Source organism: Rhodobacter maris, assembly GCF_900217815.1.
Lineage (GTDB): Bacteria > Pseudomonadota > Alphaproteobacteria > Rhodobacterales > Rhodobacteraceae > Rhodobacter > Rhodobacter maris.
This window is the reverse complement of the sequence record NZ_OBMT01000003.1, coordinates 217,596-236,205: the sequence shown is the minus strand read 5'-3', so window position 1 is coordinate 236,205 and position 18,610 is coordinate 217,596. Positions and strand designations below refer to the sequence as shown.

Annotated in this window: 19 protein-coding genes; 2 read left to right on the top strand and 17 right to left on the bottom strand. The window is 68.0% G+C overall.

Annotated elements, in window-relative coordinates; all coding sequences use genetic code 11:
* Window positions 1-12: 12 nt before the first annotated feature.
* The 6 genes from CRO22_RS07150 to CRO22_RS07125 form a co-directional block, all read right to left on the bottom strand.
* The gene (locus CRO22_RS07150) at window positions 13-618 is read right to left on the bottom strand and encodes a nicotinate-nucleotide adenylyltransferase (protein WP_097069440.1); all 606 of its coding nucleotides are present in this window, start codon (window positions 616-618) and stop codon (window positions 13-15) included.
* A gap of 81 nt (window positions 619-699) precedes the next feature.
* The gene (locus CRO22_RS07145) at window positions 700-1,734 is read right to left on the bottom strand and encodes a GGDEF domain-containing protein (protein ID WP_097069439.1); all 1,035 of its coding nucleotides are present in this window, start codon (window positions 1,732-1,734) and stop codon (window positions 700-702) included.
* Window positions 1,721-2,320, bottom strand: coding sequence for a heme NO-binding domain-containing protein (locus tag CRO22_RS07140; RefSeq protein WP_097069438.1), 600 nt, complete (start codon window positions 2,318-2,320; stop codon window positions 1,721-1,723). Before CRO22_RS07140 ends, CRO22_RS07145 begins: the two co-directional genes overlap by 14 nt.
* A 150-nt stretch (window positions 2,321-2,470) precedes the next feature.
* Window positions 2,471-4,198: a DUF4153 domain-containing protein gene (locus CRO22_RS07135; RefSeq protein WP_097069437.1), complete on the bottom strand. Its 1,728-nt coding sequence runs from the start codon at window positions 4,196-4,198 to the stop codon at window positions 2,471-2,473.
* Window positions 4,199-4,255: 57 nt separating this feature from the next.
* Window positions 4,256-4,960 carry an HAD family hydrolase gene (locus tag CRO22_RS07130; RefSeq protein ID WP_097069436.1) on the bottom strand — a complete coding sequence of 235 codons (705 nt, stop codon included), beginning with the start codon at window positions 4,958-4,960 and terminating at the stop codon, window positions 4,256-4,258.
* Between the two features lie 9 nt (window positions 4,961-4,969).
* Window positions 4,970-5,248, bottom strand: a complete 279-nt coding sequence (locus CRO22_RS07125) for a DUF3572 domain-containing protein (RefSeq protein ID WP_097069435.1) — start codon at window positions 5,246-5,248, stop codon at window positions 4,970-4,972.
* A 92-nt stretch (window positions 5,249-5,340) separates the two neighbouring features.
* Here CRO22_RS07125 and CRO22_RS07120 point away from each other — a divergent pair, with 92 nt between their 5' ends.
* Window positions 5,341-6,753 carry a diguanylate cyclase gene (locus CRO22_RS07120; RefSeq protein ID WP_097069434.1) on the top strand — a complete coding sequence of 471 codons (1,413 nt, stop codon included), beginning with the start codon at window positions 5,341-5,343 and terminating at the stop codon, window positions 6,751-6,753.
* A gap of 24 nt (window positions 6,754-6,777) precedes the next feature.
* Here CRO22_RS07120 and CRO22_RS07115 read toward each other — a convergent pair whose 3' ends face one another.
* The 4 genes from CRO22_RS07115 to CRO22_RS18815 all read right to left on the bottom strand — a co-directional run bounded on the left by CRO22_RS07115 (window position 6,778) and on the right by CRO22_RS18815 (window position 9,316).
* Entirely contained in the window at window positions 6,778-7,413 is a 636-nt protein-coding gene (locus tag CRO22_RS07115) for a periplasmic heavy metal sensor (protein ID WP_176518573.1), read from the bottom strand.
* Between the two features lie 10 nt (window positions 7,414-7,423).
* Window positions 7,424-7,840 (bottom strand): hypothetical protein, encoded by a 417-nt coding sequence (locus CRO22_RS07110; protein WP_141399423.1) that lies wholly within the window; start codon window positions 7,838-7,840, stop codon window positions 7,424-7,426.
* Complete coding sequence (locus CRO22_RS07105; protein ID WP_097069431.1) at window positions 7,833-8,417, bottom strand: RNA polymerase sigma factor; 585 nt, start codon at window positions 8,415-8,417, stop codon at window positions 7,833-7,835. The genes CRO22_RS07110 and CRO22_RS07105 overlap by 8 nt, the downstream gene beginning before the upstream one ends.
* A gap of 80 nt (window positions 8,418-8,497) precedes the next feature.
* Window positions 8,498-9,316 (bottom strand): EF-hand domain-containing protein, encoded by an 819-nt coding sequence (locus tag CRO22_RS18815; RefSeq protein ID WP_245860908.1) that lies wholly within the window; start codon window positions 9,314-9,316, stop codon window positions 8,498-8,500.
* A 167-nt stretch (window positions 9,317-9,483) separates the two neighbouring features.
* Between CRO22_RS18815 and CRO22_RS07095 the strand changes: the two genes are divergently transcribed.
* On the top strand, window positions 9,484-10,164 hold the full coding sequence (locus CRO22_RS07095; protein WP_097069430.1) for an NUDIX hydrolase: 681 nt from the start codon (window positions 9,484-9,486) through the stop codon (window positions 10,162-10,164).
* A 15-nt stretch (window positions 10,165-10,179) separates the two neighbouring features.
* On the opposite strand, the gene CRO22_RS07090 is transcribed toward CRO22_RS07095, so the two are convergent.
* The 7 genes from CRO22_RS07090 to putA form a co-directional block, all read right to left on the bottom strand.
* Window positions 10,180-10,698, bottom strand: a complete 519-nt coding sequence (locus CRO22_RS07090) for a lipocalin/fatty acid-binding family protein (protein WP_097069429.1) — start codon at window positions 10,696-10,698, stop codon at window positions 10,180-10,182.
* A complete protein-coding gene (locus CRO22_RS07085; protein WP_097069428.1) occupies window positions 10,686-11,033 on the bottom strand; it encodes a hypothetical protein in 348 nt (115 codons plus the stop codon). Before CRO22_RS07085 ends, CRO22_RS07090 begins: the two co-directional genes overlap by 13 nt.
* Window positions 11,011-12,057 carry an aldo/keto reductase gene (locus CRO22_RS07080; protein ID WP_097069427.1) on the bottom strand — a complete coding sequence of 349 codons (1,047 nt, stop codon included), beginning with the start codon at window positions 12,055-12,057 and terminating at the stop codon, window positions 11,011-11,013. Before CRO22_RS07080 ends, CRO22_RS07085 begins: the two co-directional genes overlap by 23 nt.
* Before the next feature lie 60 nt (window positions 12,058-12,117).
* Window positions 12,118-12,768 carry an aminotransferase class IV gene (locus CRO22_RS07075; protein ID WP_097069426.1) on the bottom strand — a complete coding sequence of 217 codons (651 nt, stop codon included), beginning with the start codon at window positions 12,766-12,768 and terminating at the stop codon, window positions 12,118-12,120.
* Complete coding sequence (locus CRO22_RS07070) at window positions 12,708-13,832, bottom strand: aminodeoxychorismate synthase component I (protein ID WP_097069577.1); 1,125 nt, start codon at window positions 13,830-13,832, stop codon at window positions 12,708-12,710. The genes CRO22_RS07075 and CRO22_RS07070 overlap by 61 nt, the downstream gene beginning before the upstream one ends.
* Window positions 13,833-13,895: 63 nt before the next feature.
* Window positions 13,896-15,044 carry a CaiB/BaiF CoA transferase family protein gene (locus CRO22_RS07065; protein WP_097069425.1) on the bottom strand — a complete coding sequence of 383 codons (1,149 nt, stop codon included), beginning with the start codon at window positions 15,042-15,044 and terminating at the stop codon, window positions 13,896-13,898.
* 112 nt (window positions 15,045-15,156) lie between these two features.
* Complete coding sequence (gene putA, locus CRO22_RS07060) at window positions 15,157-18,510, bottom strand: bifunctional proline dehydrogenase/L-glutamate gamma-semialdehyde dehydrogenase PutA (protein ID WP_097069424.1); 3,354 nt, start codon at window positions 18,508-18,510, stop codon at window positions 15,157-15,159.
* Window positions 18,511-18,610: the final 100 nt, after the last annotated feature.

Genomic DNA, 18,610 nt, shown 5'->3' with positions numbered 1-18,610 from the left:
CGTCGTGCGCCCTCACCGGCCGCGCCAGCCGCCCCCCGCGCGGATCGCGGAAGAGGAGAGGTCCGACATCGGCATCTGCACGAAGCACCATGCAGGACGGCGCGCGAAAGGCAAGAGCCGCGCCCGGCCCGCATCGAGCCTTGCGTGCGCAAAGATCCGTGCGGCGCGCGCCTGCCCCGCCACCATCCGGTGCCCGGGGCGCGCCAGCACCCCCACCGGCACCAGAGCCAGAATCCGGCGCCAGCCCTCCCAGCGGTCGAATTGCGCCAGATTGTCGGCCCCCATCAGCCAGACGAACTGCACCCCCGGATAAAGCGCGGTGAGTCGCGCCAGCGTTTGCGCTGTGTGGCGCGTACCGAGCTCGGCCTCAAGACCGCTCACCACCACTTTCGGATCGCGCATCACCCGGCGCGCCTGCCTCAGCCGCGTCGCCATTGGCGCCGGGCCGCGCGCTTTCAGCGGATTGCCCGGCGAGACGAGCCACCAGACCCGGTCGAGCCCGAACCGGCGCAACGCCTCGCGGGTGATATGCGCATGACCTTCATGGGCGGGATCGAACGATCCGCCCAGAAGGCCGATGCGCTGGCCGCGCATGGCAATGGGAAAGCCCTGTCTCATGCCCCTGCCCTATCCGATCGGCAGGCCCCGCGCCACCGGCATGTGACGCTCGGGTGACGGGACGCAGCGACGCGCCCTCGCTCACTCCGCGCAGACAGTGCAGCGCCCTCGCCCGGCGCGCTTGGAGCGGTAAAGCGCCGAATCGGCGTCGGCGAGCATCCGGTCGGCCACCGCGCCCGCGCCATCGGCGCCGATCACCGCACCGATCGAAGCGGACACGCAGCAGGGCCGGCCATCATAGAAGATCGGCTCCTCAAGCCGGGCGATCAGCCGCTCTGCGAAGGCGGCGACGCGCCGCTCGTCGATCGGCCCGCGCAGAATGAGCATGAACTCGTCGCCGCCGACCCGCGCCACCATATCGCCGCGCCGGGTCTCCTCCGCCAGCACCTGCGCCACGCGGATCAGCACCGTATCACCTGCGGCATGGCCAAGATTGTCGTTGACCTGCTTGAAGAAATCGAGATCGAGATGAAGAAGCGCAAAGCTGCGCCCACCACGTGCGAGCAGCTTTACCGCGCGGTCGAGCGCGGCATCGAAGGCACGCCGGTTCGGCAGGCCGGTGAGCGGATCGCTGAGCGCCTCGCTCTCGGCTTCGCGCCGCGCCTCCTCAAGCCGCCGCGTCAGCGCCTGCAATTCGTTCAGTACCGCGGTCTTCGCCTCGGCGAGGAAGAGAAATTCGATCGCCAGCTCGGAAGCCGCGAAATCCTGTTCGGTCAGCCCGAAGAACCGCACCGCTTCCGAAAGGTGGATCCCGAAGGAGAGATTGACGAGCAGGGCCCCCGGTTGCGCCGCGCCCGGCAGTTCCACGGCCGTGCCGCGCAGGTTGAAGCCGGGATGACGCACCAGCGTCACCGCGATATGCCGGCCGTCCGCGAGCGATTCCGGGCCAAGATCACGCCCGCGCGCGCGCCGCAACGTGAAATGGCGCGCATAGCTTGTGCCCAGCGCCTCGGATCCGACAATCTTCGCCAGCGTCGGCCCCATCGCCTGAATCCGGCCGCGCCGGTCCAGCCAGAGGAACAGCGGCATCAGTCGCCCCAGCACCGCAGGGGTGAGGGTCAGCTGCAATTCGGGGGCGCCGGGCAGCACCGGGCCCTTCGGATCAAGCAAGGTCATGGCGCAAAACTCCCGCCGGCAGGGCCAGATCGAAATGCCGTGCCTCGGCAAAGGCCATATCGAGCAGCGTCACCGAGACCCGTTCCACCGGACCGCTGCGCCCGCTCGCATCGATCAGCACGAGCGCACCGTAATCATCCGCCATCGCGCGCATGAGCCCCGCCATAACCGCGCCCCAGCCCGGCATCGCGCCCTTCACGGAGAGCGTGAACCGGCCCTGCGCCTCGGTCGCCAGCATCAGCTCGGGCAGGCCAAGCCCGGGCAGTGCCATCAGCCCGCGGCCGGGCAGTTCATCGAGGGAAAACAGAAAGTCCCAGTAATCCGCGCCGCCAAAGCGCAACAGCCGCCGCATCGGTTCGGTCATCGCAAGCCAGGCCCCGATATCTTCGAGGATCATCGCCCGCGGTGTCTCCAGCACCGCTTCAGCCGCGTCGAGCAGCGCCTCGGTAAGACGGTCGTCATAGCTCAGCATCGCCTCGAACCCTGCCGGGTCGACGTTGCTGCGCTCGGCCACCTCACGCCAGACATGCCCCCCGTAATGGGAGCTCAAAAAGGATTGGATAGATTTATTGACAACACCGAGCATGCGACCTCCACGCGCGCAGCCTAGAGGTTCGGCTGTTAAGAAAGCACGAAGAGGCACCGGGGAGCGAAGCGGATTCTCCCACACGGCCCGTTTTTTTCAGTGTGCGCGGGCCGGCAGGGTCGGTCGGGCCACGCAGGTCGCATGCGCGGCTTATTGCGGCAGCACGATGATCTGCCAGGCGCCCGCCTGCAGTGCCCGAAGGTCGACGGGAACCGGCGCCACCGAGCCCGCTTCGAGCGCGGTGATCAGATCGGTCCCGCTGGGCGCCGTGCCCGCGCCCAGAAGCCGCGCCGCAACCCGTTTCCAGCCTTTCGGCCCCTTCACGAACACGCTCGGCGCGCCCCATTCCGCAGCGCGCAAAAGCACCGCCTCCGGCCCGGGCGCCACCGGGCTCAGATCTGCCAGAACCAGCGCGCAGGACGGCACGGCCCCGGCCCCGGCGGGGGCGGCGCATTGCGCCTGCTCTGTGGGTTCGAGCGCGGCAAGCAGCGCGGCCTCAAGCCCCTCGGGCAGCGCTTCGCCCGCGGGCCAGAGCACAAGCCCCGCGGGCCAGGTTACGGGAACGGAAGCCGGGGCCGCCGCACGCGCGAAGCTGAAGCGGTTTTCGGCGGCATCGAGCTGGGCCAGCCGGCCCGCGAGCGCACCATCCTGCGAGGCCTCCTTGCGCAGATCCGCGAGCGCCGCAGCCCCGGGTCGGCCCCAGTCATGCGCCATCTCCCAAAGCGGCAAAGCCCCGGCTTGCACGGTTCCCGCGGCGAAGCGGGCGAGCTGCCCCTGCGCTGCGATCCGTTCCGGCGAAATCAGCGGCGTGAGCCAGAGCGCGGCGAGCCCGATCATCGCGAAGGCCATCGCCACATTGGCCTGACGCAGCTTCTCCATCCAGCGCCGCCCCGACAAAAGCGCGCCCAGATAGCCTAGCGCATAGCCCGCCACCACCCCGGCGAGCGCCGTTGCCGCCACCCGGTCCGGCGTCCAGCCGTATTGGCGCACCCGTTCGGCCAGCGCCCAGATCGCAAGCCCTGCCAGCGCTGGCAGCAAAAGCATGAGGCCGCGCGCCGACCAGGTCAGCACCGGCGCATGCGCCTCCTCGATCTCGTCCTGATCGACCACCACCGATACGAGCCCGATCACCGCCAGCGCCGTCGCAAGAAGCGCCGAGGCCGCCGAGAGCGCGCCAAAGAGATGGCCGAGGCCGCGCAGGGGCAGCGCGGCGAGGAAGACCGTCACCACGGCCAGCACGAGCGGGGTCAGCAGTCGCAAGAACCGCAGCAGAAGATAGGGCGAGACCATGTCGGACATCTCCGTCACCACCGAGAGGCCGAGCCCGAGGGTGGCGCCGAGGATCAGCCAGACCGCCAGCCCCTGCTGGAGAAGGGCACTGAGCAGATGCACGCCCACGAGATCGAGCAGCGCTCCCATCAACCAGAGCACCGCAAAAACCACGCCGACGAAAAGCCAGGCGGCAAGCTGGCGCACAACAATGTTCCAGCTCTCCATGAAGAGAATGCGGTAATCGGTGAGCCCATGCCGCCCCTCGCGCCCGAAAGCGAGCGCAAAGGGCACCGGAAGCGTGCCGAGCACGATCAGCGCCGCAAGGTTGTGGCCGGTGTCGAGCATCTGCGCCGCGTTCGCGAAAGCGCTCCGTTCAAGCGCAGAGAGCGCGGCCGTCACAAGCGCGATGCCCGCCGCCAGCAACAGCGCCCGGCGCAGCCCGAGATCGGAGAGCATCGACAGCAGCGCAAAGAAGAACGCCGCCGCAGCGACGCAAAGCGGCAGCCAGAGGAACGCCGCCCGGAACACCTCGGGCGCCTCGGTGAGCCCCCAGAAGGCGAGCCCGCCGACAAGGCCGATGAAAATGAAAATGAGCCGTTCCGTCATAGTGTTCTCCTGCCGTTGCGGCAGGCTAGCGCCGACGGCGCCGGTATGCCAGCGGGTTCAGACCTGTGGGGAACCGGCGATCCAGGGGGCGAGCCCGTCGATCGTCTCAAGCACCAGATCTGCGGCGGGGGCCAGCGTCTCGCGCGTTGCGGGGCCGGTCAGAACCGCGACAGCCAGCATGCCGGCGGCGCGGGCGGCGGCAAGATCATGCAGGCTGTCGCCCACCATTGCCACCTGCTCCGGAGCCACGCCCAGCCGCGCGGCAAAGGCCAGCAGCGGGCCCGGCTCGGGTTTCGCACCAAAGCCGCTGTCGTAGCCCGCGACGAAGTCGAACAGCGTTTCAACGCCTGCCCGCGCAAGCTGGTGGCGCGCCGAGGCCTCGCTGTCATTCGTCGCCACGCCAAGCCGGAACCCGGATGCGCGCAGCCCGCCCAGACAGCGCGGCAGATCGACCGCAGGCACCTGCGGGGCGCGCAGCGCCGCGGCATCGAGTGTCACCACAAGCTCGCCCAGCTCCCGCCCCGGCAGGTACGGCAGCATCAAGGCTGCGGCCTGCGCGACCGTCCCGGCAATCACCGGTGACCGGGGCGCAAACCGCTGCGCCACAAGATCATACCCGATCGCGTCCGCAAGCAGCCCGATCTGCGCCGCATCGCCACTGGCCAGATCCGCCATCAGCCCGCGCGCCCAGGCCCCCCAGGTCGCCTCGAAATCGAAAAGCGTGCCATCCTTGTCAAAGAGGATCGCGACAATATCCGTCATCACGCCCCCTCAGGTCCAGTTCCGGCCGCCCGGGCCCTCAAGCAGCGCCGCCGCCATAGCGAGGTCTTCGGGCGGCACACCGAGCGCGGCCGCACAGGCGCGCACCCAGTCATCCTCCCGCATCACATGGGAAAGCGCCGCGCGCTGCATCTGCGGCTGGCCCGCCTCGGCGCGCACCTGGCCTGCATCCGCCCCGCTCGCAGCCAGGAACGCGTCCCAGACAGGAGGCTCTCCGGCCATCCAGCCCAGGGCCCTGATCGCAAGAATTTGTGCCGAATCGCGTTCCAAACCACTGCCCCTTCGCAATGTTAAAGGATTTGTTAACCTTTCCTAAGCAATGATAGACATCATAACGAGCAGGTGGAAGGAGCAGAAAGTTCATGGCAGGGAAAGTCCTGATCGTGGACGATGTCGCGACCAATCGGATCGTGTTGAAGGTCAAGCTTGCGGGCGCCCGATACGAGACGATTCAGGCCGGCACCGGGGCGGCGGCTCTGCGCATGGTCGCGCAGGAGAGCCCTGATCTCGTGCTTCTCGACGTGCAGCTGCCCGACATGAGCGGTCTGGACGTGTGCCGCCGGCTGAAAGCCGATCCGGCCAGCCGTCATCTCCCGGTGATCGTCGTCACCGCCTTTCCCACACCCGAACTGCGCCTTGAGGCGCTGCGGATGGGGGCCGATGATTTCATCGTCAAACCGTTCGAGGAGTTGACGCTGCTCGCCCGGCTGCGCGCGCTGATGCGGATGCGCGAGACCGACGAGGAACTGCGGCTGCGCGAAACCACCTGTCAGGATCTCGGGTTTGCCGAGGCGGCGGCCCCGGCCATCGAGCCGCCCGCCCGCATCGGCCTCGTCGCGCCGGATCGTGAAACCTGCGTCAGCTGGAAAAATGCGATGGCGCGGTTCTTGCCGCAGGATACGCTGCGGGTGCTCGATTATCAGGGAGCGCTTTCGGCCGCGGCCGAGAGCCCGCCCCTTGATGCCTATGTGATCGCCGCCGATTTGACCCGCCCGGGTGAGGGGCTGCGGCTGATGTCCGAGCTGCGCTCGCGCACCGGCTCGCGCCATGCGGTGATCTGCATCGGCGTGCCCGAGGCGGCACGCGAAACCTCGGCCGTGGCGCTCGATCTCGGCGCCTCCGATGTCACGCCCGGGCGGCTCACCGAGCCCGCTTTGGCTGAAGAGGCGGCGCTCAGGCTACGCGCCCAGATCGCGCGCAAGCGCCGCCACGACCGGCAGCGCGAACGGGTGGCCGACGGGCTGAGGCTCGCGCTGGTCGATCCGCTCACCGGGCTTTACAACCGCCGCTACGCGATGCCGCATCTGGCGCGGCTGGCGGAGCGCTCGCGGCTTTCGGGGCGCAGTTTCGCATTGATGGCGCTCGATCTGGACCGCTTCAAATCGGTCAATGACACCTATGGCCATCCCGCTGGCGATGCCGTTCTGGTCGAGGTGGCGCGGCGGCTGACAATGAATCTGCGACAGGTCGATCTGGTGGCGCGGATCGGCGGCGAGGAATTTTTGGTGGCAATGCCGGAAACGACGCTCGAGGCGGCGCGGATCGCCGCCGAACGGCTTTGCCGGATGATCGAGGAAACGCCCTTCAATCTGCCCGGCGGACTGCGCCTCGACATCACCGTGTCGATTGGCCTCGCGATCGGCGGGGGCACGAGCAATCTGGGCTCCGAGCCCGAAGCGATCGAGCAGCTGATCCATCAGGCCGACCGCGCGCTCCTGGGCTCCAAGGCCGAGGGCCGCAATCAAGTGACCGTGTTCCAGCGCGGCGCGGCCTGACCGGCCCCGCCGCGCCCTGTCGGCTCAGTTTCCGGCGCGGCCCGGCTGACCGTATCCGGGGCCGGCGTCACCGGGTCTGTCTTCCCCGGGCCTTCCCCCTTCCGGCCGTTGTCCGTGCCGCTCGTCAAAGCGGTGCTGAAACCGTTCGACACCCTTCTGCATCCGGTCGGCAAAGGCGGCGCGCTCGGCATCGTTCATCGCCGCGATCCGGCGCAGCATCACCTGTTCGCCCAGATCAATCCGCGCTTGCGAGCGGGCGCGCATCTCGGCAAGCACGGCCTGCAATTTCACCTCATCATAGGGCTGCGCCCGAAGCGCAGCATCGAGTTGCGCGAAATCGGACTGCATCTGCGCGCGCATCCCCGCCAGATCGCTGCCCGCGCCCTCGGCGCTGCGGCGCATCGCCTGCCGGTCCTCGCGGGTGAAGGCCCCGGCGAGCGGCCCGAAGGCGAAAGCCTCCGGCCCGCCGCTGCCGCGCTCCATCCCCGGGGGGGGCGGCGGATGCCGGAAATGGCCGATCACCCCTCCGGCGACGACGCCCAGAACCAGAAAGTTGAGCGTCAGCGAGAGGATGAAAAGCACTTTCACACCGCCGCGCATCCGCCCCTCGGCGCTTTTCCCCGGTGCGGGCTGCGGTGCGCCGGTCGTGTCGTTCGTCATGCCTGCCCTCTCAATCCACCAGTGCCAGCGCCAGAATATCGCCATCGTTGAGATAGCTTGATGTCTCGCTCACCGCAGCCGTGCTCGTGCCGTTGGTCGCAAACCCCGCCGATTGCATCAGGTTCGGGGCCTGCGCGATGCCAATCCAGAGCCCGGCCACGGTGGCGGTGGCCATGCCGCCCGCCATGCCGCCGAGCGCCCTCCACCCGCCAAACGTCTCCGCAAGGGTCGCCAGCAGCCCGCGCCGGGGTGCCACCGCCGCTTTGGCGCGCGCAGCGGCAGTGGCCGCCTGCCGCTCGGCGAGAATCACTTCGGCCTGAAGCGCCATTTGCGCCAGAAGGGCCGGCGCGGGTTCGGGCGCCACCTGGCGCGCCTGGGCAAAGAAATCTTCAAGCCGGATGTCGTCTTCGTCACTCATCTCAGTCATGCCCATACCCCAGTTCCTCCCGCCGACCCGCCAGAAGCGCCGCAAGGGCGCGCTTGCCACGCGCGGTCAGGCTTTCCACAGCCTCGACCCCGATCTCCATCGCCGCCGCGATCTCGGGGTTCGAGAGTCCCTCGAGATGGCGCAGCACCACCGCCTGACGCTGCCGCGCAGGGAGTTGCGCCAAAGCGCATTCCAGCGCCGAGGCGCGATCGGTTTCGATCATCGTGTCGAGCGCCGAAGCCGCCCCGTCGGCCACTTCTGGCGCCTCGTCGAGCCCCAGACCGCGCCGCCTGCGCAGCCGGTCTGTGGCGAGGTTGGTGGTGACGCGGTAGATCCAGGTCGAGGGTTTCGCCTCGCCCGAACGCCAGTCCGGCGCGATCCGCCACAGCCGCAGCATCGCCTCCTGGGCGAGATCCTCGGCTTCGGCACGATCGTTCAGCATCCGCAGCGCGACACGATAGGCGATTGGCCCGAGCCGGGTCACGAGCGCGCGCGCCGCCGCCCCGTCGCCGTTGCCATAAAGCACCAGCAGGGCCTCGTCGGAAAGCTCGCTCTGCGCGTCGAATGCCATCTCCATCGCCTCAGGCCTAGCGCGGATCGATCCGCATCGCAATCATCGGCCCGGCCCCGGATGCCCGGGGCCGCCCGCTTCCGGCGTCAATTGCCGAAATTGAACCAGCCGCGATGATGATCTCGCGCAGCGGCATCGCAGCCCCCGCCCGGCCCCTGGTCTCCCGCGGGCCCAATGCCATTCTGGCCCGGGCCCATCGACCCCATTCCCTGCGGCCCCATGCCCTGAGGCCCCTGACCCATCGGCCCCATGCCCTGCGGGCCGGGACGACCGCCGCGGTCCTGGCCGCGGTGCGGCATCATTTGCGGCGCCTGCGCCATTTCCTCCGCACTCACCGCACCATCGTCATTGGTGTCGAGCCGTTCGAACAGCCGCACCGGCACCGGCGGGCTCGCAAGTTCCGCCGCCGAGAGTTTGCCATCGCCATCGATATCCTGCGCCGCAATCCGCGCCTGCACCCGTGTCTCGATACGGCTCTTGATGCGCGCGAGATCGGCTGCCACCAGTTCGTCGGCGCTCAGAAGACCATCGCCATCCGCGTCAATCCCCTTCGCCATCTCGGCGCGTCTGGCCTGAATCTCTGCCATCGTCACCTTGCCATCGCCATCTGTGTCGAGGCTTTTCAGATCAATGGCGGGCCAACCGTCGGCCAGCGGCCCCATCGGACCCTCGAACGAACCGCCCATCGGCCCCATCCCGTCTTGCGGACCCATGCCGCCCATCCCCATTCCACCTTGCGGTCCCATCGGGCCGGGGCCGCCCGGCATCGCCGCGGGCGGCACCGCTTGCGCCGGATTGGCGGCGTCTGCGGCAGGTGCGGTCTCCTGCGCCAGCACCGGCATCGCCCCCAGGGCTACGCTCGTCGCCAGCACGGCGATCATCGTTTTGGTGAGAGCAGATTTCATCATTATTCTCCTGTTCGCGCACGGTTCATTGTCCGTATGTGCTGACCAAACGCCCCGGCCGCACCATTCCGTCGCCCCTTCACGACACCGTGACGCGCGGTCAGGCTTTTCAGCGACCGGGGCCGTCGCTAGGCTTGCCCCGACCGTCCCCGCCCGATCGAGGCCGCATGACTATCGACAAATCCGCTCTGCGCGATGCCGCGACGCTGATCGTGCTGCGCCGCGATCATTCCGAGGGACCGGCCGTGCTGATGGGTCTGCGCGGTGCAACGGCCGCCTTCATGCCCTCGAAACATGTCTTCCCTGGCGGTGCGCTCGATCCGGGCGACAGTGTGGTGCCCCTTGCGGCCCCCCTGCCCGACGCTTCCGCGCGACGTCTCGCCCAAGACGCCCCGGACGGCATCGGCCCGGCGCTGGCGACCGCGGCGATCCGCGAACTTTGGGAGGAAACCGGGCTGATCCTCGGGGAGCCCGGCGCCTGGGAGGGGCCGGTCCCGGAAGACTGGGCCGGTTTTGCGGCCACCGGCCATCGCCCCTCTGCTGCGGGGCTGCGCTTCATCTTCCGCGCCATCACGCCGCCCGGCCGACCACGTCGCTTCGATGCACGGTTCTTTCTCGCCGAGGCCCGCGCGCTTGCCTGCGACCCCGATGATTTCAGCCGCGCAAGCGACGAGCTGAGCCTTCTGCAATGGGTGCCGCTCGCGCAGGCGCGCGAATTGAACCTGCCTTTCATCACCGAAGTGGTGCTGGCCGAGGTGCAGGCGCAACTGGTCTCTGGAACCGAGCCCGCGACAATCCCGTTTTTTGACAACCGCGGGCCGCGCGCGACTTTCGCCCGGCTGAAATAGCCGGCCGTGCCGCGATCACGGGCCGATCCGGCTGGTATCGTAGCCGTTGAATTCCATCACTTCGCGCGCCGCATTGATCAGGTCGAGCCGGTCATGCCCGGGGCGCACCAGGATCACCCCCCAGGATCCTGAGGGTGTGCCAAGCGCGGCAACCCGGTAATCCTGATCGAACCAGAGTACCCAGATCACGTCCTGACCGTAGCCCTTGATCGCGCTGAGCCGCCCGCCCGGCCCGGTCAGCTCCGCCTCGCCATTGAGACGGCTCGGGGTAAGACCGGTGCAATCCACGCCCGTGAGATCATAGCGGCCGTGCTTTGCGTCCCAGATCCAGCTTTGCTTCGCCCCCATGCAGCCCGGCGTACCGGATTGCACCACGATCCAGTCGCCGCCAAAGCGGGCCGGATCAAAAAGCGCCGCCGAAGAGATCCGCGCGCCAGTATTGCGCAGGGGCGCCAAAAGCGGCGGGGGCGGGGAACAGGCCGCAAGCGCCGCCGCCATCAAAAGCCCGGCCCCGGCTGTGCTCAGTCGATGCATTCGGTCCCCCTGATCCCGGTTTCGGACAACACCTCGTTGCAGCCCAGAAGCGGGCGCGCAGGCGCACAGGTCATCGAGCGTGCGAGGCAGGCGCCGTCGCAGTCAAGGCCGGTGTGGCACGCCTTGCCCGCATCCTTGGTGCGCCGGACACAGGTGAACGCCCCGCCAAGCCGCGCCCACTGGCCGCCATCCTTTTCGCATTGGGCCTGTTGCTGCGCGAGCGCGGCCTCCCCCACCGGGGGCAGCGCCGCCTCTGGCTCGCCCCCCGGTTTGCAGGCAGCGAGCAGGGCAACGAGCCCGAGGAGAGCGAGTTCAGAACGGCATCGGATGGGCATGATGCACCCGGTCGATTGCGTCGAGGAGGGCCTTGTCGAGCGTTCTCCCCGCGGCGTCGAGCGATTTTTCGAGCTGCGCCACCGAAGTTGCGCCGATGATCGGCACCACCGGGAAAGGCCGCCCCATCACCCAGGCAATCGCCATCGTCACCGGGTCGAGCCCCGCCTCGCGGGCAAGCCCGACATAAAGATCGGCCACGTCAAACGCGCGCGGGTTCGAGCGCCCGCCGAGATCACGGTTGATCGAACGGCGCGAGCGCTCCGGCACCGCCCCGCCCGAATATTTGCCGCTCAGCATGCCGGTGGCGAGCGGCGAATAGGCAAGCAGCGTCACCCCCTCATGCACGCAGGTCTCGGCCAGATCGGTATCGTGGAGCCGATACATCAGCGAATATTCGTTCTGGATCGCGGCGACGCGCGGCCCATGCCCGGCGTCCGCAAGGCGGGCAAATTGCATCGTGCCCCAGGCGCTTTCGTTCGAAAGCCCGAAATGGCCGATCTTGCCCTCGCCGCGCAGCGCCGCGAGGGTTTCGAGGCAGGCGATCATATCCGCCTCGATCTCCGCCTTACCGGGCTGCTTCGTGGCGTCATATTTCCAGTTCTGGCGGAAATGATAGCCACCGCGGTTCGGCCAGTGGAACTGGTAAAGGTCGATGTGGTCGGTCTGGAGCCGCTTCAGAGAGCCCTCGACCGCGGTGCGGATCTCCTGAGGCGAGATCGGCCCGCCCTCGCGCACCGCCTTCATGCCATTGCCCGCGATCTTGGTGGCGAGCACCACCTCCTTGCGCCGCCCGGTTTTGGCAAACCAAGTGCCGATGATTTCCTCGGTGCGCCCGACGGTCTCGGCGCTGATCGGGTTGACCGGGTAAACCTCTGCCGTGTCGATGAAATTCACACCCCGATCGAGCGCGCAATCAATCTGCGCATGGCCCTCGGCCTCGGTATTTTGCGTCCCCCAGGTCATCGTGCCAAGGCAGATTTCCGTTACCATCACGCCGGTCCGGCCCAGTTCCACTTTCCGCATGCGGTCCTCTCATGTTAGCGCCCGCACCCTGCCACAGCCGCGCAGGGATGGGAATCCCCCTCAGATCACCACTGCCGGAATGAGCCCGCGCAGCGCATTGCCCATATAGATGCGCGCATCCATGATGTCGGCAAAGCTGAGCCGGGCCTCGCGCGCGCGGCCCGCCCGGATCAGATCGGCACGCAAGACGCCCGGCAGCGCCCCCGAGGAAAGCGGTGGCGTCAGAAGCGCATTGTCCGCCCAAAGAAAGACCGTGCTGATCGTGCCCTCCACAAGCTCGTCTTTCTCGTTGAGGAACACCGCCTCGTCCCACCCCTTGGGGAGATCCGCCCTTGTCCCGTCATAAAGCGCGCGTTCCGTCGACTTGATCTGCCGGAACGGGTCCGTCGCATCAACCCGCGCTTGCGCCAGCCCCACCCGCCACATCGGCTTGGGGTCCGGCAGCGGCGCCTGCGTGAGATCTGCCGTGCCATCGAGCCCCACCGTGAGCCGCAGGCGCAAGGGCTCTTCGCCGCGGACCGCATCGATCATCTGCTCGACCCGCCACAGATCGCATTGGATCTCGAGCGCCGCGCAGCCCGCTTCGAGCCGCGCCATATGGCCGAGCAGCAACTCGACGCCGAGCCCCGGCACCCAGCGCATCGTCTCGATCAGTTGCAATCCGGCAGGGGCGCGCGCACGAAGGCGGCCTTGCTCAGCGCTTCCGCCCATTCTGCCGCCCCCTCGCTGTCATGCACCAGCCCTCCGCCGACATTCAGCACCGCCTCATCGCCCCGCAGCGTGATGGTGCGGATCGCCACGTTGAACGCCATCGCGCCTGTGGGGGCGATCCAGCCGATAGCGCCACAATACGCACCCCGTGGCCTGATTTCCAGTTCGCGGATGATCTGCATGGCGCGGATCTTCGGCGCGCCGGTGATCGAGCCGCAGGGAAAGAGCGCCTCGCAAATGCTTCGAAAGTCCGTGCCGGGCAAGATCTGCGCGGTGACGGTCGAAGTCATCTGATGCACGGTGCGGTAGCTCTCGATCTCGTAAAGCCGCGGCACCCTGACCGACCCCAGCGCCGAAATCCGGCTCAGATCGTTGCGCAACAGATCGACGATCATCAAATTCTCGGCGCGGTTCTTTTCCGAGCCGCGGAGCCAGTCCGCTGCGGCGCGGTCTGCGGCAGGGTCACGGCCGCGTGGCACCGTGCCTTTCATCGGACGCACCGTGGCTTGGCCAGCCGCATCAATGGCAAAGAAGAGTTCCGGCGAGCGCGAGAGCAGCGTGAAATCTTCCGCCTCGAGCAGCACCCCATGCCCGACCGGCTGCACCGCCTTGAGGCGCGCATAAAGCGCGCGCGGATCGCCACTGAAACGCGCACCAAGCGGGAAGGTCAGATTGATCTGATAGCAGTCTCCCGCCGCGATATAGCCCTGCACCCGAGCAAATGCCGCCAGATACTCCGCCTGCGACATCATCGGGGTAAAGGCGGGCGCCTCCGGGCACGGCGCCACCTCGGGGGGCAACGGCGCGGGCGCATCGTAAACGCCAAACAGCATCAGCGGCAGATCCCGGTTTTCGGGCAGAAGCGGCGCGAGTTTGGGGGAGAAGAGATAGCCCAGCTCATAGCTCATCATCCCCGCGAGCCATTTGCCTGCCCGCTGCGCCGTCGCAATCGCCGCGAATGCGGGCGCGACCTCCTCCGGCCGCTCGACCCGGATCACCGCCTCGGGCTGCGCGAAACGCTGCCCGGCGCCTTCCGGCCCCCGGTCGAAGTCGAAACTCGGCATCTTGGTCACTCGTTCCCGCGCGGTTTGCCCAGATATGCGGCGCGCGCGCCCTCCGGCAACGCCTCAACCGACGGAAAAATGCCAATCTCCGTCACCGAGCACCGGGCTCGCCTTCTCAAGCGTCAGATCCGAGCGCGAAAAGGCAATCGGCGTGCGCAGCCCGGCGATCCCTTCGGGTGCGATGTGCATGCCCCGCGCAATCACCTGCGGTTCGGCCAGAGCCTCGGCCACATCGTTGATCGGCCCTCCCGGCACGCCCGCCGCCTCCAGCGCGGCAATCAGATCCGCTTTCGAGCGCGCCACGGTCGCCGCGGCAATGCGCGCGCAAAGCGCGTCACGATGCGCAACGCGGGCCGGGTTGGTGGCATAGTCGGGCGCCTGCGCCAGCTCCGGGAAACCGAGCATCTGACACAGAGCGGCAAACTGCCGGTCATTGCCGCAAGCAATGATCAGATGCCCGTCAGCCGCCGGAAACACTTGATAAGGCACAATATTCGGATGCGCATTGCCAAGCCGGTGCGGCACCAGCCCGCCGAGCAGATGGTTCATCGCCTGATTGGCCAGCACCCCGACGCCGCAATCGAGAAGGCTCATATCCACCTGCTGGCCACGGCCCGAGCGCGCCCGCTCGGCGAGCGCCGCCTGCACCCCGATCACGCCATAAAGCCCGGTAAAAATGTCGATCCACGCCACTCCGACCTTTTGCGGCTCGCCCCCTGCCGCCCCGGTCAGGTCCATGATCCCGCACATGCCCTGCACAAGGAAATCATAGCCCGGCTGCGCGGCGCGCGGGCCGGTTTGGCCAAAACCCGTGACCGAGACATAGACGAGGCCGGGGTTGGTGGCGGCAAGGCTTTCGTAATCGAGACCGAACTTTTTCAGCCCGCCAAACTTGAAATTCTCGATCACCACATCGGCCCCGGCAATCAGCCGCTTCAGCCGCGCCAAGTCCTCCGGGTCGGAAAAATCGCAGGTCACGGAGGTCTTGCCGCGGTTTGCAGCGTGGAAATAGGCCGCCACGGTCTCAAACGTGCCGTCTGCGCGGATGCGCTCGATGAAGGGAGGGCCCCAGCGGCGGGTGTCGTCGCCCTCGGGGGATTCTACTTTTACAACTTCCGCGCCCAGATCGGCCAGCACCTGACCGATCCACGGCCCGGCCAGAATCCGGGCCAGCTCGACCACTTTGAGCCCTTTGAGCGGCGCGTCCGTCATCTCCGTCTCCCTCGGCGCGCCTGCCGCGCCAAGGCCCTTGTTAGCGCGTCGGCGGCCCCGGATCGACCGCCGATTTCATGCGCATCCATGCGTTTTACGCATGGATCGGCACTCAGCTGGCCAGGAGCGCCGCATTGCCGCCCGCGGCGGTCGTATCGACGCACAGATGCCGCTCATGGAGCACATGCGCCGCATCGGGCCGCACCGTCAGCAGCGGCACGATCGGCCCGGGCCGCGCGGCGAGCGCCTGCGCGAAGGCGCGGCCCCGCTCCGCATCGCCCCACCAGAGCACGGCGGAAATGCCTTCCATGTCCGTCAGTTGCTCGGGCGTCACCGGAGCCTCGGGGCGTTTTGCCCGCCCGCCCAGCGCCAAAACAGCCGTTGCCTGTGCCGCTTCACATTCCACCCCCGGGCCGAGGCAAAGCACCGGCTCGCGCGGATGGAAGCTGAGCCGGTTCAGCTCACCGGTCGGGCCGGGCAGAACGATCTCGAGAGCGGCCGGGGCCGCTGCCGTCTGCGGCGCCTCCGGCGCATCGGGCGCAAAGAAGCGGTTCAGGTAAAGAGGCCCGCCCGCCTTCGGCCCGGTGCCCGAGAGCCCCTCGCCGCCAAAGGGCTGGCTGCCCACCACCGCGCCGATCTGGTTGCGGTTGATGTAAATATTGCCTGCACGCACCTCTTCGGCCACCTCTTCGACGCGGCCATCAATGCGCGAATGGAACCCGAAAGTGAGGCCAAAACCGCGCGCGTTGATCGCTTCGATCACCTGCGGCAGATCCTCGGCGGCATAGGTTGCAAAATGCAGCACCGGGCCGAAGATCTCGCGCTCCATCTGCGCGATGCCCTCGACTTTCAGCAGCACCGGACCGATGAAATGCCCGTCAGAAGGCGCGGAAACGCGGTGCAGGAGCGCGCTTTCATGCGCCGCGACCCAGGCCTCGATCAGGCTCTGCGCCTCGGCGTCGATTACCGGGCCGATATCGGTTTCCACTTGCCACGGGTCGCCGAGCGTGAGCTCGTCCATCGCGCCTTTCAGCATCTCGAGGATCCGGGGCGCAATGTCGTCCTGTACGTAAAGGCAGCGCAGCGCCGAGCAGCGCTGGCCCGCCGAGCGGAAGGCGGAGGCGACGATATCGCGCACGGCTTGTTCGGGAAGCGCGGTGCTGTCGACGATCATCGCATTGAGGCCGCCGGTTTCGGCGATGAGCGGCGTGCCCGGCGCCATATGCGCGGCCATCGAACGCGCGATGATCTGCGCGGTCTCGGTCGAGCCGGTGAAAACCACGCCCGCGACGCGCGGATCACGGGTGAGCGCGGCGCCAACCGTCGCACCATCGCCGGGCAGAAGCTGCAGCACAGCGCGCGGCACGCCCGCAAGATGCAGAAGCCGCACCGCCAAAGCAGCGATCAACGGCGTCTGCTCGGCCGGCTTGGCAAGCACGGCATTCCCCGCCATCAGCGCCGCGGCAATCTGGCCGGAGAAGATCGCGAGCGGGAAGTTCCAGGGGCTGATCGCCACAATCGGGCCACGGGGCGCGCGCGTCTCACCCTCCCCTTGGGCCGCATAGTAGCGCAGAAAATCAACGGCTTCGCGCAGCTCCGCCACCGCATCGGGGAGCGCTTTGCCCGCTTCGCGCGCAAGCACGGCAAAGATCGGGCCGAAGTTTTCCTCATAAAGATCGGCAGCACGGCGCAGCACCGCAGCGCGTTCGGCGGCCGGCGCGGCCCAGACCTGCGCGGCATCGAGTGCCGCGGCAACAGTCGCCGCATCGGCCTCAGTCACCTGCGCGACCTCGGCCCCCGTGGCGGGGTTGATAACGGCGCGGCGCGGCCCGCTTGCGGGGCCAGCCGTCAACGGCTCGGCATCGGGGATATCGCCCGCACGGGCGGCGTCGATCGCGGCCAGAACCGCCGGATCGGAGAGGTCGAAGCCGCGGGAATTCGCGCGCGCCTCGCCAAAGAGCGCGGCGGGCGCCACGAGCCCGCGCGGCGCGGTGGCATCAGCGAGCCGGTCGAACGGGCAGGCGGCGATCCGTTCGGCGGGCACCTCCGGGTCGACGATCTGATGCACGAAGGAGGCATTGGCGCCGTTTTCGAGCAGCCGCCGCACCAGATAGGCCAGCAGGTCGCGATGCGCCCCCACGGGCGCATAAATCCGGCAGCGGCCCTTGGTTTCGGCCAGCACCATGTCATGAAGCTGCGCCCCCATGCCATGCAGGCGCTGGAATTCGAACGGCCGACCGGCGGCAATTTCCTGCACCGCCGCAACGGTATGCGCGTTATGCGTGGCAAATTGCGGGAACACCCGGTCCGAAAGCGAAAACAGTTTCGAGGCCAAGCAGAGATAGGCCGCGTCGGTCGCCACTTTCGAGGTGAAGAGCGGAAAGCCCGGATGCCCCTCGACCTGAGCGCGCTTCATCTCGCTGTCCCAATAGGCGCCCTTCACAAGGCGGATGTTGATGCGCCGGTCGTGGCGGCGCGCGCTTTCATAAAGCGTGTCGATCGCCGCCGCGGCGCGCTTGCCATAGGCCTGCACCACCGCGCCAAAGCCCTCCCAGCCGACGGTGGCCGGATCGGCCATCACCGCATCCATCACCTTGAGCGAGAGCGCGAGCCGGTCCTGCTCCTCGGCATCGACATGAAGCGCAATGCCCGCCACGGCCGCCTGCCGCGCGAGCGCCTGCACCACCGGCACAAGCTCGGCCATCACGCGGGCCTCCTGCGCCACCTCATAGCGCGGATGCAGCGCCGAAAGCTTGATCGAAATGCCCGAATTGTCGTGCACGGTGGCGCCCTTGGCAGCGGCACCAATCGCGGCAATGGCGCGCGCATAGGCCTCACGGTAGCGCACCGCATCGCCCGCCGTCAGCGCCGCCTCGCCCAGCATGTCATAGCTCAGCGTATAGCCCTGCGCCTCGCGCGATTTTGCCCGCTCAAGCGCCTTTTCGATGGTCTCGCCCAAAACGAACTGGCGGCCCATCTCCTTCATCGCCTGCCCCACGGCAACGCGGATCACCGGCTCGCCAAGACGCCGCACAAGGCCGCGCAGCGTGCCCGCCACGCCTTCGCCCTCTTCCAGCACCTTGCCCGTCAGCATCAGCGCCCATGTCGAGGCATTGACGAGCGGCGAGGCCGCGGCGCCCAGATGGCGGCTCCAGTCCGAAGGCGCGATCTTGTCTTCGATCAGCGCATCAATGGTGGCGGCATCGGGCACGCGCAGCAGCGCCTCGGCCAAGCACATCAGCGCCACGCCCTCACGGCTCGAAAGCGCATATTGAGCGAGCACCTGCTCCATCATGCCGGGCCGCCCCGCCGCGCGCAGTCGCCCGATCAGCGCCACGGCACGACGCACCGATGCGGCACGCGTGGCCTCCGAGGGGCCCCAGTCGGCGATCAGCCGGGCCAGAACCTCCGGTTCGGGGGCGAATTTGGCCTCGGGGCCGAGAGGGGAGAGAACAGGGTGGATCATCGGACGCGCTCCTTGGGCATTTGCGCGATTCTATCACGTGGCTCATGGACGATGCGTCCATAGCATGTCACTATCATAGCCCAAGAGAACATTATTCAGC